13 protein-coding genes and 1 pseudogene are annotated in these 12,913 nt (G+C 70.6%); 8 read left to right on the top strand and 6 right to left on the bottom strand.

Annotated features, from left to right (window positions below; all coding sequences use genetic code 11):
- Positions 1 to 82: 82 nt before the first annotated feature.
- Both ACTWPP_RS06290 and ACTWPP_RS06295 read left to right on the top strand, forming a co-directional pair.
- Positions 83 to 721, top strand: a complete 639-nt coding sequence (locus ACTWPP_RS06290) for an N-acetylmuramoyl-L-alanine amidase (RefSeq protein ID WP_443103121.1) — start codon at positions 83 to 85, stop codon at positions 719 to 721.
- Between the two features lie 115 nt (positions 722 to 836).
- On the top strand, positions 837 to 1,448 hold the full coding sequence (locus ACTWPP_RS06295; RefSeq protein WP_443103122.1) for a hypothetical protein: 612 nt from the start codon (positions 837 to 839) through the stop codon (positions 1,446 to 1,448).
- A gap of 10 nt (positions 1,449 to 1,458) precedes the next feature.
- Here the strand turns inward: ACTWPP_RS06295 and ACTWPP_RS06300 are convergent, their stop codons facing one another.
- Positions 1,459 to 2,322 (bottom strand): alpha/beta fold hydrolase, encoded by an 864-nt coding sequence (locus tag ACTWPP_RS06300; protein WP_443103123.1) that lies wholly within the window; start codon positions 2,320 to 2,322, stop codon positions 1,459 to 1,461.
- Between the two features lie 58 nt (positions 2,323 to 2,380).
- Between ACTWPP_RS06300 and ACTWPP_RS06305 the strand changes: the two genes are divergently transcribed.
- Positions 2,381 to 4,336 (top strand): AfsR/SARP family transcriptional regulator, encoded by a 1,956-nt coding sequence (locus ACTWPP_RS06305; RefSeq protein ID WP_443103124.1) that lies wholly within the window; start codon positions 2,381 to 2,383, stop codon positions 4,334 to 4,336.
- Positions 4,337 to 4,488: 152 nt separating this feature from the next.
- Here ACTWPP_RS06305 and ACTWPP_RS06310 read toward each other — a convergent pair whose 3' ends face one another.
- Positions 4,489 to 4,779, bottom strand: a complete 291-nt coding sequence (locus ACTWPP_RS06310) for a hypothetical protein (protein WP_443103125.1) — start codon at positions 4,777 to 4,779, stop codon at positions 4,489 to 4,491.
- 228 nt (positions 4,780 to 5,007) lie between these two features.
- On the opposite strand from ACTWPP_RS06310, the pseudogene ACTWPP_RS06315 reads away from it, so the two are divergent.
- Positions 5,008 to 6,666: pseudogene (locus tag ACTWPP_RS06315) on the top strand (catalase).
- Between the two features lie 10 nt (positions 6,667 to 6,676).
- On the opposite strand, the gene ACTWPP_RS06320 reads toward ACTWPP_RS06315, so the two are convergent.
- The 4 genes from ACTWPP_RS06320 to ACTWPP_RS06335 all read right to left on the bottom strand — a co-directional run bounded on the left by ACTWPP_RS06320 (position 6,677) and on the right by ACTWPP_RS06335 (position 10,184).
- Positions 6,677 to 7,129 (bottom strand): hypothetical protein, encoded by a 453-nt coding sequence (locus ACTWPP_RS06320; RefSeq protein WP_443103126.1) that lies wholly within the window; start codon positions 7,127 to 7,129, stop codon positions 6,677 to 6,679.
- Positions 7,126 to 8,004, bottom strand: coding sequence for an SDR family oxidoreductase (locus ACTWPP_RS06325; protein WP_443103127.1), 879 nt, complete (start codon positions 8,002 to 8,004; stop codon positions 7,126 to 7,128). The genes ACTWPP_RS06320 and ACTWPP_RS06325 overlap by 4 nt, the downstream gene beginning before the upstream one ends.
- Positions 8,005 to 8,092: 88 nt before the next feature.
- Positions 8,093 to 8,950 carry a MerR family transcriptional regulator gene (locus ACTWPP_RS06330; protein WP_443103128.1) on the bottom strand — a complete coding sequence of 286 codons (858 nt, stop codon included), beginning with the start codon at positions 8,948 to 8,950 and terminating at the stop codon, positions 8,093 to 8,095.
- A gap of 112 nt (positions 8,951 to 9,062) precedes the next feature.
- Positions 9,063 to 10,184, bottom strand: coding sequence for a pyridoxal-phosphate dependent enzyme (locus ACTWPP_RS06335; protein WP_443103129.1), 1,122 nt, complete (start codon positions 10,182 to 10,184; stop codon positions 9,063 to 9,065).
- Positions 10,185 to 10,276: 92 nt separating this feature from the next.
- Between ACTWPP_RS06335 and ACTWPP_RS06340 the strand changes: the two genes are divergently transcribed.
- The 4 genes from ACTWPP_RS06340 to ACTWPP_RS06355 all read left to right on the top strand — a co-directional run bounded on the left by ACTWPP_RS06340 (position 10,277) and on the right by ACTWPP_RS06355 (position 12,886).
- Positions 10,277 to 11,179, top strand: coding sequence for a LysR family transcriptional regulator (locus ACTWPP_RS06340; protein WP_443103130.1), 903 nt, complete (start codon positions 10,277 to 10,279; stop codon positions 11,177 to 11,179).
- 322 nt (positions 11,180 to 11,501) lie between these two features.
- Positions 11,502 to 11,777, top strand: a complete 276-nt coding sequence (locus ACTWPP_RS06345) for a hypothetical protein (RefSeq protein WP_443103131.1) — start codon at positions 11,502 to 11,504, stop codon at positions 11,775 to 11,777.
- A 67-nt stretch (positions 11,778 to 11,844) separates the two neighbouring features.
- Complete coding sequence (locus ACTWPP_RS06350) at positions 11,845 to 11,988, top strand: hypothetical protein (RefSeq protein WP_443103132.1); 144 nt, start codon at positions 11,845 to 11,847, stop codon at positions 11,986 to 11,988.
- 136 nt (positions 11,989 to 12,124) lie between these two features.
- The gene (locus ACTWPP_RS06355; RefSeq protein ID WP_443103133.1) at positions 12,125 to 12,886 is read left to right on the top strand and encodes a MerR family transcriptional regulator; all 762 of its coding nucleotides are present in this window, start codon (positions 12,125 to 12,127) and stop codon (positions 12,884 to 12,886) included.
- Positions 12,887 to 12,913 lie beyond the last annotated feature (27 nt).

A 12,913-nucleotide genomic window follows, 5' to 3' on the forward strand; every position in this document is an offset into this window, starting at 1 on the left:
CATGCTCACGGCGTGCGGGGCGGACGGTGACGGGGACGGTGATGCGCCGGCCACAGCGGAGGGGTCTTCGGTTCGCGGGAAGGTGATCGTGCTCGATCCCGGTCACAACGGGGGGAACGCCTCCCATCCGGCTGAGATCAACAAGCAGGTGTCCGTCGGCAATGGTCGGAAGGCGTGCGATACGACCGGTACCAGCACTCCGGACGGTTACAGCGAGCATGCCTTCACCTGGGATCTGTCCAACCGGCTGGCGAAGCTGCTGCGGGAGGACGGGGCCGAGGTCGCGCTGACGCGGGAGAGCGACTCCGGTGTGGGGCCGTGCATCACGGAGCGGGCGGCGACCGGCAAGCGGGTCGATGCCGATGCGGCCTTGTCCATCCATGGTGACGGCGCCGACGCGTCCGGGTATGGCTTCCATGTCATCGCGCCGCTGCCTGTGGGTGGGAACAAGGCGATCGTCGATGAATCTCTGCGGCTGGGCAGGGCGATCCGTGACGCTTACCGTGCTGGGACGGGCATGCCGTACTCCACCTATCTGGGGGAGGACGGGCTGGATCAGCGCGATGACCTCGGTGGGTTGAACTTGGCGACGGTGCCGAAGGTGTTCATCGAGTGCGGCAACATGCAGAACCCGGGGGACGCGGCCAAGATGTCCAGTGCCTCGTTCCGGCAACGTATGGCCGAGGCACTGGCCAAGGGCCTCGAGAACTACTTCGGTTGATAGGGCACTGTCTGCGCCTGGCCGTGGGGGCGGCACGTCCGGCTCTGGTGGTTGCCGGGGTTCTCCGGCAGGATGCGGTGGGACGGCCTTGCGTGCCGCGGCTCTGGGAGAGCTTATGGACGTGTTCCTCGTTCTGCTGCTGGTCGCCGTGTCGCTCGGTGGGCTCGCTCTGATGTATCGGCGGGTCGGCGGCTCGGTGAAGGGGGCGTTCAAGAGGACACCTTCATCGAAGGTCGCGGACGCATCCGGTGTCTGTCGCTTGTCGGGACGGGCCGTGGCGGTGGGTGTCGTCCCGGTGAGCGAGGCCAGTGGACGTTCCTACCTGGCGCGCGAGCTGGCGATCGTTCCGAGCGACGGCGAGTATGGCGGGACGCACCGGTTCGGGCAGGCGGTCGACTTCCTGCTGGACGACGGCAGCGGTGTCGCGCTGGTCAAGGCGGGGGGCGGACGTGTGGCGGTGGCGCGGGACTACAAGGCGCCGGTGACGACACTCGACACGGTTCCCTGGGCCGACGAGTTGCTGCGGTCCGACGGCTACCACAACGGCTCTCCGGCGACTTGCCGGATCCGCGTGTACGAGGGCGTCATCGAAGCCGGAGCCCAGGTCGGGGTTCTGGGGCAGGCCGAGCCGCCCGACGATGCCGCGCGCGAGTTGGGGGCCGTCGTGGTGATCAGGGGTACGCGGTCCGCGCTGGTGATGATCCGTCCTGAATCCCGCGCCCCCTGATCGTTGGCGTTCAGCGGGTCAGCAGGGTTCGGAGGGCCTTGGTCACTTCGGCGGGCGCCTCTTCGGCCATGAAGTGGCCATAGGGGACGGTGGTGTGGTCCAGGTCGGCGACCCATGCGCGCCAGAGGGCGACGGCGTCGTAGCCGAGGGCGGCGCCCCAGTCCTGCTGGAGGACGGCGACCGGCATGCGGAGTCGGTTGCCGGCGTCACGGTCGGCCTTGTCGTGTTCGACGTCGATGCCTGCGGACGCGCGGTAGTCGGCGACGATCGACGGGATCGCGTTGCGGCCGGCGTCCAGGTAGGCGGTCCGGATGTCGGCGGGGATCGCGGTCGGGTCGCTCCCCCAGAGGTCCAGGAAGTGGCCGAAGAAGGCGTCCGGGGCTCCGGCGATCATCTCTTCGGGCAGGCCGGGAGGCTGGGCCATGAGGAGGAGGTGGAAGCCGACGGCGGCGGTGACGCCGTGCATCGCGTCCCACATGTCCAGGGTCGGCAGGATGTCGAGGCAGGCGAGGTGGGTGATCGTGTCGGGGTGGTCGAGGCCGGCGCGGAAGGCGACCAGGGCGCCGCGGTCGTGGCCCGCGAGGGCGAACCGGTCGTGGCCGAGTGCGCCGGCCAGGGCGACGATGTCGGCGGCCATGGTGCGTTTGGAGTAGTCGTCGGCGGGCTTGTCGCTGTCGCCGTATCCGCGTAGGTCGGGGCAGATGACGGTGTGATCGGACGCCAGGTCGGCGGCGACGTGGCGCCACATCAGGTGCGTCTGCGGGAAGCCGTGCAGGAGGACGATCGGGGTGCCGGTGCCCGCGACGGCCACGTTGAGGGAGACGCCCTCGGCGACGGGGATGCGGTGATAGTCGAATCCGGTGATGGTTGGCATGACTTCAGGCTGCCGAGTGTGGATGAGCATCTGATGAGCGCGCTATACCGTGGCCGGTGTGGGGGTCGTTTTCGGGGTCTTGGGGCCGGTGACGGCGTGGGACGGTTCGGGCGGCGTGATCGCTTTGAAGGGGCCGAGGCACCGGGCCGTGCTGGCGCGGCTGATCATCGCGCGTGGTCGTGTCGTCCCGGTGACCCGGCTGGTCGACGACCTTTGGCTGGATCCGCCGCCGGACGCGGTGGGTGCGGTTCGTACGTTCGTGGCGGCGTTGCGGCGTGCCTTGGAGCCCGAGCGTCCGCCGAGGGCACCGTCCCGGCTGCTGGTCACCGAGGGGCCCGGGTATGCGCTGCGGGTCGGTGTGGACGGGGTGGACGCCTGGCGGTTCGAGCAGGTGGTGAGCGCCGCGACGCGTCCGGCCGAGGAGTCGCTCAGGGGGCTGGACGAGGCGCTGGGGTGGTGGCGCGGTCCCGCCTATGCCGATTTCGCCGACGAGAATTGGGCGCGTGCGGAGCGTTCGCGGCTGGCGGAGTTGCGGCTGCGGGCCGTCGAGCGGCGGGCCGAGGCGATGCTGGCGCTGGGGCTTGCCGCCGAGGCGGTACCGGATCTGGACGCGCACGTCGCCGAGCATCCCTGGCGTGAGGAGACGTGGCGGCTGCTTGCCCTCGCGCTGTACCGCACGGGCCGCCAGGGGGACGCGCTCGCGGTGCTGCGCCGGGCCCGGACGTTGCTGGTCGAGCAGCTCGGGATCGACCCCGGCCCGGCGTTGCGGCGGCTGGAGGACGACATCCTTCACCAGGCCGATCACCTGGATCCCGGGCAGGACGCGGCGTCGCGCGCGTGGGCCCGGGCGGCCGACGCCTACAACCGGACCGTCGCGTCGAGCTCGTGGGCTCGGCTGGAATCGACCGTGGGCATCCTGCGCAACCTCGCGATGACCGGTGGCGGCGGGCTGGAGGCGGCGCGGGAGCAGCGGATGGCGGCCATCGCGGCGGCCGAGGAGCTGGGCGACGCCGAGCTGACCGCGCGGGTGATCGGCGCGTACGACGTCCCCGCGATCTGGACGCGGTCGGACGATCCGGAGCAGGCGGCGCAGGTCGTGGCGGCGGCCGAGCGCACCCTCGCCGCGCTCCCGAGCGGCCTGAACGAGGCGGCGAGGGCGCGGTTGATGGTCACGGTCGCCTTGGAGTCGCGGGGCGGCCGTACGGGCCGCGGCCGCGAAGCGGCCCTGGAGGCGGAGCGGATCGCCCGGGACCTGGACGATCCGGCGCTGCTGGCGTTCGCGCTGAACGGTGTGTTCATGCAGACGTTTCACCGGGCGGGGCTGGCGCGGCGACGAGACGAGATCGGCGCTGAGCTGGTCGAGCTGTCCGTCCGGCATGATCTGGTCACCTATGAGGTGCTCGGGCGCCTCGTCCGGCTCCAGGCCCGCAGTGCGCTCGCCGATTTCGCGGGAGCCGATGAGAATGCGGCGGCGGCGGATGGGCTGGCCGAGCGCTATGAGCGTCCGCTGGTGGGCGTGTTCACCACGTGGTACCGGGCGCTGCGGCTCGCCGCGTCCGATCAGGTGCCGGCAGAAGAGGTGGAGGCCGCCTACCGGGACGCCATCGCACGGATGCACGGTTCCGGTATGCCGGGGTTCGAGGCCGGGTTGCCTGCGCTGACGGAACTGTCCCTGCGTCTGCGGGAAGGGCAGCCTGCGCAGACGGACGAGCACACCGAATGGGGGCCTTACATTCCCTGGGCGCGTCCCTTGGTCTTGCTGGCGGAAGGGCGACGGAAGGAGGCCGCCGTGGCGCTGCGGAAAGCGCCGGATCCGCCGCATGATCTGCTGTTCGAGGCCATGTGGTGTCTCGCCGCACGGGCGGCCATCGCGGTGGACGACCGGGAGACGATGGAACGCGCGCGGGACGAACTGGCCCCGGCCGCGGAGGAGCTGGCCGGTGCCGGCAGCGGGCTCGTCACCTTCGGCCCGGTGTCCCGGCATCTGGACGACCTCGACACCGCGCTCCGCTGATCGGGACCGGCCGGTGCCCGGGGAAGATGTACCGGATCTCCTCCGTCAGCCCGAGGAACTCCCGCACCCGTCGCCGAACATTTCCAGGCACCGGGATAGGCCCATCATGACCATGCGCGGCCGGGACGACCGGGTGTGCGCGGCGTCCGTGACTAGAACCAGCAGGGGCCTGTTCCCCATGCCCACGTCCATTCCCAGGGGAGTAGGAGGTGGATGCGGCAGTTCAGGTTGCCCCAGACGAGGTAGGGGCCCTTGTCGTCCCATCCGACGTCGCCCATGTTCTCCTCCACCGCCGTCTGGAGAGGGGCGGGGAGCTGGTTGATGACGCTCTCCGGGACCTGACGTTCGGGCTCGGGCGCGGGAGCCGCTTGGGCCGGGGCCGCCGCCAGGGTCAACGCTCCGGACAGCGCCAGGACCGCCGCCGCCTTGCTCAGCTTCTTCATGCCCTTAATTGTGATGACCGCGGCCGCACATTTCTTGTCACACGACCAACAATCTTGCCAGTGAAAGCTGGCTCGGTCGCGCGGCGCGCGTCCCCGAAGGAGTCGGACGAGGTGTGCCGCGAGACGCCGCGGCTCGTCGACGCCGCGTTGGACGGTTTACCTGTGGGGCGTTGGTTCACGCGCCCCTCGGGTAGGGCCCGCACTGAACCAGCGAGAGGAGAGGGTGTCGTGACGGACGTTTCGAGTAGGGGGCCGCAGCCGGGGGACGAGCGTCCGGTGCTCACCAACCGGCAGGGCCACCCGGTCTACGACAACCAGAACCAGCGCACGGTCGGCTCCCGGGGCCCGGCGACGCTGGAGAACTACCAGTTCTTGGAGAAGATCAGCCACTTCGACCGGGAACGCATTCCGGAACGCGTCGTCCACGCGCGGGGTGTGACGGCGTACGGGTTCTTCGAGGCGTACGGGAAATGGGGCGACGAGCCGATCGCGACGTACACCCGGGCGAAACTGTTCCAGGAACAGGGGAAACGGACGCCGATCGCGCTGCGGTTCTCCACGGTCATCGGCGGACGGGACTCGGCCGAGACGGCACGGGACCCACGGGGTTTCGCCATCAAGTTCTACACCGAGGACGGCAACTGGGACCTCGTCGGGAACAACCTGGCGGTCTTCTTCATCCGCGACGCCATCAAGTTCCCGGACGTCATCCACGCACTCAAGCCGGACCCGGTGACGTTCCGCCAGGAACCGGCCAGGATCTTCGACTTCATGTCGCAGACGCCCGAGTCGATGCACATGCTCGTCAATCTCTTCAGCCCACGCGGAATCCCGTCCGACTACCGGCACATGCAGGGCTTCGGCGTGAACACCTACAAGTGGGTGAACCAGGCGGGCGACACGAAGCTCGTCAAATACCACTGGATGCCGAAGCAGGGGGTGCGGAGCATGACGGGGGCGGACGCGGCGGCGGTGCAGGCCGGTGACCTCGGGCATGCCACCAAGGATCTGCACGACGCCATCGACCGCGGCGAGTTCCCGGAGTGGGAGCTTCTCGTCCAGGTGATGGACGACCACGACCATCCGGAACTGGACTTCGATCCGCTCGACGACACCAAGGTCTGGCCCGAGGACTAGTTCCCCGCGCTCCCGGTGGGACGGATCGTCCTGGACAAGAACGTCGAGAACAACTTCGCCGAGAACGAGCAGATCTCGTTCGGCACGGGTGTCCTGGTCGACGGCCTCGACTTCTCCGACGACAAGATGCTCGTCGGGCGGACGTTCTCCTACAGCGACACCCAGCGGCACCGGGTGGGGCCGAACTACCTGCAGCTGCCTGTGAACCAGGCCAAGGGTTCCCGGGTGCAGACGAATCAGCGCGATGGGGAGATGACCTACTACGTCGACTCCGGGGGCGAGAACCCGCACGTCAACTACGAGCCGTCCATCACCGGCGGCCTGCGGGAAGGCGAGTATCCGACGCACGACGATCAGGGCCCGGAAATCCGGGGGAGGTTGACCCGCAAGCGCATCGAGCGGGCGAACGACTACACGCAGGCGGGGCAGCGCTACCGGCTGATGGAGGATTGGGAGCGCGACGATCTGGTCGGCAATTTCGTCGAGCTGATCTCCCAGTGCGCGCGTCCCGTCCAAGAGCGGATGGTGTGGCATTTCCTGCTGGTCGAGGACGATCTCGGGCTGCGCGTCGGCGAGGGGCTCGGGATCGGCCCGGACGACGTGAAGCACCTGGACCCGCTGCCCGGCCAGGACCTCACCGACGAGGACAGGCGGCGGCTCGGGAACCTCGGAAAGAACGGCCCGCGGAACGTGGACGGCCTGAAGATGACGCATTGCGTCCCGAACGAAAGGGCCGTCCACACCGGCTAGGCGGAATGCTCTAGTTCTCCGCGAGAAGGGCGTGGAGGCGGCGGTCCATTTCGGGGCGCATGGCCTGGCAGTGGCCGTCCACCGCCGCCTCGACGATTTCGCCCTCGGCGGTGAAGGCCCTTTCCATGACCGTGATGAACTCGGTCGTGGGCTGGTAGAGGCGGGCCGCCGCGCCTGCCGTCCGGCGGACGAGGACGCGGGCGCCGGTGCGCAGCGCGGACTCGAAGTGGTGGACGTCGTGGCCCGCGCGAGCCGCGCCGGCCCCGAGGTCGCGGAACGAGTCGAGCACGGCGGTCCTGTCGCCGCCGCCGGCGTAGACGGACAGGGCGTCGCGGACGAGCCTCACGACGGCGCCGGCCCGCAGATGCGCGTAGGCGGGGACGCGGACGGTGATCTCACCGACCACCTCGGTGGTGATCTCGTCGAGGCGGTCGGTGAGGAACTGCTCCAGGTCGGACTTCATGGGAGCTCCTCGTTCGGATTGGCGGCACCGCCCGCGCCGACGAGGTGGGTGGAGGCGCCGCCGTCCAGCCAGCGGCGTTCGATCCCGGGCAGGTGCCCGCGGGCGTGACGCGTCACGGCCGCCGGGACGAAGGCGCGCACGACCTGCATGAACGGGAGCCAGCGCTGCCCGTACACGTGGGTGCGGCGGCGCACGATCCCGGACACCAGACGGTCGACGGTCGGTCCGAGGGCGTACGTCCGGTTGGTCGGGAACGGCAGGCCGGCGCGCAGGGCGGCGAGCGCGGCGTCCTCGTCGGCGCCGCGGACCATGTCGGTGTCCGTCCAGCTCAGGTAGCCGACGCCCACGCGGACGCCGTGGTGGGCGACCTCGGCGCGCAGGCTGTGGGCGAACGCCTCCACACCGGACTTGCTGGCGCAGTAGGCCGCCATCATCGGCGCCGGGCACAGCGCGGCGAGGGAGGCGACCTGGAAGTAGTAGCCCTTGCTTTCGCGGAGGGCGGGCAGGAAGGCGCGGGCGGTGGCGACGCTGCCCAGCAGGTTGACCTCGATGACGCGGCTGAACGTGCGCGGGTCGGAATGCTCGACGGGGCCGCCGGTGGCGATGCCCGCGTTGGCGATGACGGTGTCGACACGTCCGAAGTGCGCCTGGATCTCGGACGCGACGCGGGCGAGGGCCGCGTCGTCGGTGACGTCGGCCTCCCAGTGCCGGGCTTCCGGACCGCAGGCGGCGGCCGTCTCGGCGAGTTCCGCCGGTTCCAGCCCGAGCAGCGCGACCCGCATGCCGCGGGCGGCCAGCCTCCGCGCCAGCAGGGCGCCCAGCCCGCGGGCGGCGCCCGTCACCACCGCCACCTGACCGTCGTTCGTCCCGACCACCGTGCGACCCCCTCGCTACTTGTTTCCAGTCACAACTGGAAGCGTTGGCTGAGAGTAGACCAATCCGCGCTAGCGCGGTAGGGGTATGTTACCGGCGCGTAGGCCGGATTCGCTCCCTTATCTCCGTAATGTCCTTGGTCAGGCGACGGTCCATCGCGCGGGCGAAATGTTCGTCGGCGACCGTCCTGGCGACGGGCCGCAGCCGCCCCACCAGCTCAGCGAGCCGGCCGATGTCGTCCGCGGACGGCTCCTCGCGCCCGTCCGGCGGCCGGTCCGGCAGATGGCCGCGGACCAGCCGCACGAAGCTGAACGCCATCCGGTCGAAGGAGGCTTCGAGTTCCCAGGTCAGAGCGAGGATCGAGGCCAGCGGGATCCCGGCCCGGACGAGCTGGACGGTCGCGTCGAACAGCCGCGGGCTATTGATCACGACGCGGTCGTCCCGGACCGTGATGTGGCCGAGTTCGGACGCCTCGGCGATGATCTCCGGGGTGATCTGGCCCGGGAAGAGGTCCGCCAGTTCCGCCATGCTCATTTCGGCCGCGCTCCGGTCCGCCCAAGGGGTGGCCGCCGCCCACTCGAAGCCGAGCAGCTCGGTGACGTCGCGGCCCTCGCCCGCGGCGGCGATCAGTTCCTCGATGCCGTCCAGGCGGTAGCCGCGGTCGAGGAGCTCGGCGATCAAGCGCAGGCGGTCCAGGTGGGACGTGGAGTAGAGCGCGACCCTCCCCTGGCGGCGCGGCGCGGGGAGCAGCCGCCGTTCCTGGTAGTAGCGCAGCGTCCGCACAGGGATACCCGCTTCCGCCGCGAGTTCCTCGACGCGGTACTCGCGGTGCGGTCCGCTGCCGTCCGGCCCGCTGTCGTCCGCTCCGCTGTCGTCCGGTCCGTCGTCCCGCTCGGCGTCCTGGTCCCGCTCGGCGTCCTCGTTCATCTGGTCACCCTCAATGCCCACGTCGTCCAACCTTAACAACTGGCGCTGTAATGGTTATGCTTCCTCGTTGCCAGGTGACATGTACGCCGCCCCAGTGATCGGCCACGGAAGCGACACCGGTACGTCCGGACGCTCATGGGCGGACGGGGTTGGCCGTTGAGCCTTCCGTGCTCAGCAGGACGATCGTGCCTGTGTGTCCGGGCGCGAGGGCTGGACGGTGCTGTGGGGTGAGGGCGGCGCGGGCACCGGCCAGGGAGGCGGCACCGCACGGTCCGGCGGGTACGTCCAGGGCGGCCAGGTTGCGGGCCGCTCGGGCGGTGGCGGCGTCGGTGACCGCAACTGCCGCGTCCACGCCCGAGCGAAGGAACGGCCAGGCGAGGCTGGACGGTGTGGCGCAGTTGAGTCCCGCCATGGTGGTCGATCCGGTCTCGATGGTGACCGGACGGTCGTGGTGGAGGCTCGTCAGCACGCAAGGCGCCGCATCGGGTTCCACGCAGAGCAACGTGGGTGCGGATCGTCCGGCCCTGTAATGGGTCACGGCGGCCTGGGCCAGCGATCCCACTCCGACTGGGACGGCGACAAGGCCCGCCGGGGCCGCACCAGCCGCGACGAGTTGTTCGTCGATTTCGGTGAAGAGTGTGGAGTAGCCGTCGACGATCCACTGCGGCACGCGTTCGTATCCGGGCCACGCGGTGTCTTGGACGAGCAGTGCCGAGGGGTCGGAGGCCGCGATCTCCGCCGCGAGCCGTACCGCCTCGTCGTAAGGCGCCGGTACCTCGGTGACCCCCGCGCCCTCCTCCTTGATGGCGGCCACGGCGGCGGGGTGGACGCCGTGCGGGACGAGGACGTCCGCGTCGAGCCCCAGCAGGCGGGCCATGGCGGCGACCGCGCGGCCGTGGTTGCCGTCCGTCGCGGTGACGAGCCGCACCGGCGGGCCGGCAAGGTCGCGCGGCGGCCCGAGCGGAGCGCCGGGCGGCAGGCCGTAGTGGTCGCGGAGCGCCCGGTGCACGCCCCATGAGGCACCGAGGATCTTGAACGCGGGCAGCCCGAGGCGGGACGACTCGTCCTTGACGAACAGCCGCCCGGCACCCAGTTCGGCGGCCAGGGACGGCAGTTCCACGAGCGGCGTCGGGCCGTACCCGGGGAGCGCCCGGTGGAAGGACGCGACGTCGCCGGGAGCGGGCGGGCATGTCCACGCCCTGGCGGCCGGACGGGCGAACCAGGACAGACCGAGCGAGGTGGGAGCTGTGACCATGGAGGACACGTTCCCGTAGCGCGCTCCGGTCGGTCCAGCGAATGTTTCCGAGCGATAATCGTCAGCTGAACCGACGAACGGGAGGGATTTCCGTGCTGGATCTCCACCGGCTCCGGCTGCTCCGCGAACTGAAGCATCGCGGGACGCTCGCCGCCGTCGCCGAGGCTCTCTCCTACAGCCCGTCGTCGATCTCGCAGCAACTGTCCGTCCTGGAGAAGGAGGCGGGCGTGCCGCTGCTGGAACCGGTGGGACGGCGTGTCCGGCTGACGGCGCAGGCGGAGATCCTCGTCGCGCACACCGAGGCGGTGCTGGAACGCCTCGAACGCGCGGAGGCCGACCTCGCCGCGTCCCTGGAGGGCATCACCGGGGTCCTGCGCGTCGCCGCGTTCCAGACCGCCGCGCTCGCGCTCGTCCCGGACGCGCTCAGCCTGCTCCGCGACGCCCATCCGCGGCTGCGCGTGGAGATCACCCAGCGGGAGCCCGAGAGCGCGCTCCCGGGCCTGCTCGCGCGGGACTTCGACCTGGTCATCACCGAGGAGTATCCGGGCGACCCGAGCCCGCGCCCGGCCGGGATCGACTACGCGGAACTCGGCGAGGACGAGATGACCCTGGCCCTCCCCGCACCGGCCGGCGGAGGGCGGGACGGTGGGGGTCTGGAGGATCTCGCGGGAGTGCCGTGGGTCATGGAGCCCGGCGGTACCGCGTCCCGGCGGTGGGCGACGCGGCTCTGCCGCACGGCGGGGTTCGAGCCGGACGTGCGGTTCGAGTCCACCGACCTGCTGCTGCATCTCCGGCTGGCCGAGCGCGGTCACGCCGCGGCGCTGCTGCCGGGGCTCGTGTGGTCGGGGCGTCCGCCGACGGTCCCCGTCGTGCGGCTTCCGGAGGAGGAGCGGGTCCGCCGCCTGTTCACCGCGTCTCGCCGGGGAGGCGGCTCGCACCCCGCCGTGCGCGCCTTCCGGGACGCGCTCGCCGGCGGATTTGCAGAGCGGAACTAGCCTGGAGAATATGACAATCATTCCCGTTGTTGGGGAGTCCGCCGCCCAGCGGCCAGGGCACGTCTCAGGGTCATGACCTCCCGGCCACCTTGACCCGGAAATTCCCAGTTCACGGCCCTCAAACCAGGGCCGGAAATTGTGGAATGAAGCGTTCCGTTCTGCTAGACTGATACCCGTACGGGCGGCCGGGACTACGGATCTCCCGGGGGTTCACTCCATCCCGGTTGGGGGTTTTCCCCTATGGCGATTAATTCGCCCCGCGGGCAGAGTCATATTCAGCAGCAGGGGGACGAGGCCCCCCACCGCAGGAAGAAGGCAAAGAATGTCGAACACGCCGACCCTCACCTCGCTCACCACCTCCGACCTGGCCGAGATCCTGTTCTGCTGCGGGCTTCAGGAATCCGACCACCCCTCCTCCGAACAGGTCCGGACGGCCATCGGCGACCGGTTCGGCGCCTGCGGCGGTGACCGCACCGCATGGGTCGCCGTCGTAGCCCAGGAGGCCGGTGACCACCCCGAGACCTACCTCCAGCGGATGCGCTGGGCGCTGACCACGGTGTCCGAGGCCTACCACCGCGACCTCGTCACCGCCGCCTGACCGGCTCCCACGACACACCTGACCGCCCCCACGCCAAGGCCCCCCCAACGACACGGGAGGAAGCCCGATGCGTTCACCGTTCACCGACCGGCGCGAGGACATCGTCCCGCGTTCGCTCCGCGACCTGCTCGCCGCCGACGCGTCCCAGGCCGGGAACGAAAGGCGCCGGCGTCGACAACGCAAGACCGTGACCGCCCGGCGCGTCACCTGACCGCCGCCGTCCCGTGGAAACGACCCGCTGTCGGTGAAAACTCTGACATGACTCTGACATGCGCGTTCACGACCGCCTTGCGCCGGCGGACGGCACGGGACGAGCCCGGCCCCGGCCGCGAACTATGCTTGCGGCCGTGAGCGAAGAGCCGACGGAGGATCAGGACGGCCATCCCGGTGGCGGTGGCCGCGAGTACCGCATCGGCGAACTCGCGAAGGCCGCCGACGTCCCGGTGCGGACGCTGCGCTACTACCAGGAACGCAAGCTGCTGCCGCCGCCGCGCCGCGAAGGACGCATCGGCCTCTACTCCGAGGACCACCTCGCGCGCCTGCGCATGATCGGGAACCTCCTCGAACGCGGCCACACCCTCGAAGGCATCCGCGAGCTGCTGTCGGCGTGGGAGCAGGGCCGCGACATCGGCACCGTCCTCGGCGTCGAGAAGGCCGTCACGACGCCCTGGTCGCAGGAGGTTCCGGTGACGATGACGCTGGACGAGCTGGCGGCGCTGTTCCCGGGCCAGGTCGACCCGAAGTCCGTGGAAAGGGCCGTCGCCCTCGGCCACATCGAGGTGGACGGCGACCGCGTCACCCACTGGAGCCGCCGCCAGCTGGAGGCGACGGTGACGCTCGTCCAGGCGGGGGTTCCGCTGGAGGAGGTCCTCTCGGCGGGGCTGGAACTCCAGCGCAGCATGGACGACCTGGCCGCGATGTTCATCCGGCTGATCGCCACGCACGTCGTCGGACGCATCGACGACCAGGACCTCGGCGACCTCACCGACACCCTCGCGCGGCTGCGCCCCGGAGCCCAGGTGACCGTCGAGGCGGGCTTCGCCCGCGCCATGGACCGGCAGGTCCGCGCCGCGATCGACCAGCTCCTCGGCCGCCTGGCCACACCCTGAGCGGCCGGGACGGCCATTTCGCATGAC

Origin of the sequence: Actinomadura sp. 3N407, from assembly GCF_052245875.1 — a bacterium.
Taxonomy (GTDB): Bacteria; Actinomycetota; Actinomycetes; order Streptosporangiales; family Streptosporangiaceae; genus Spirillospora.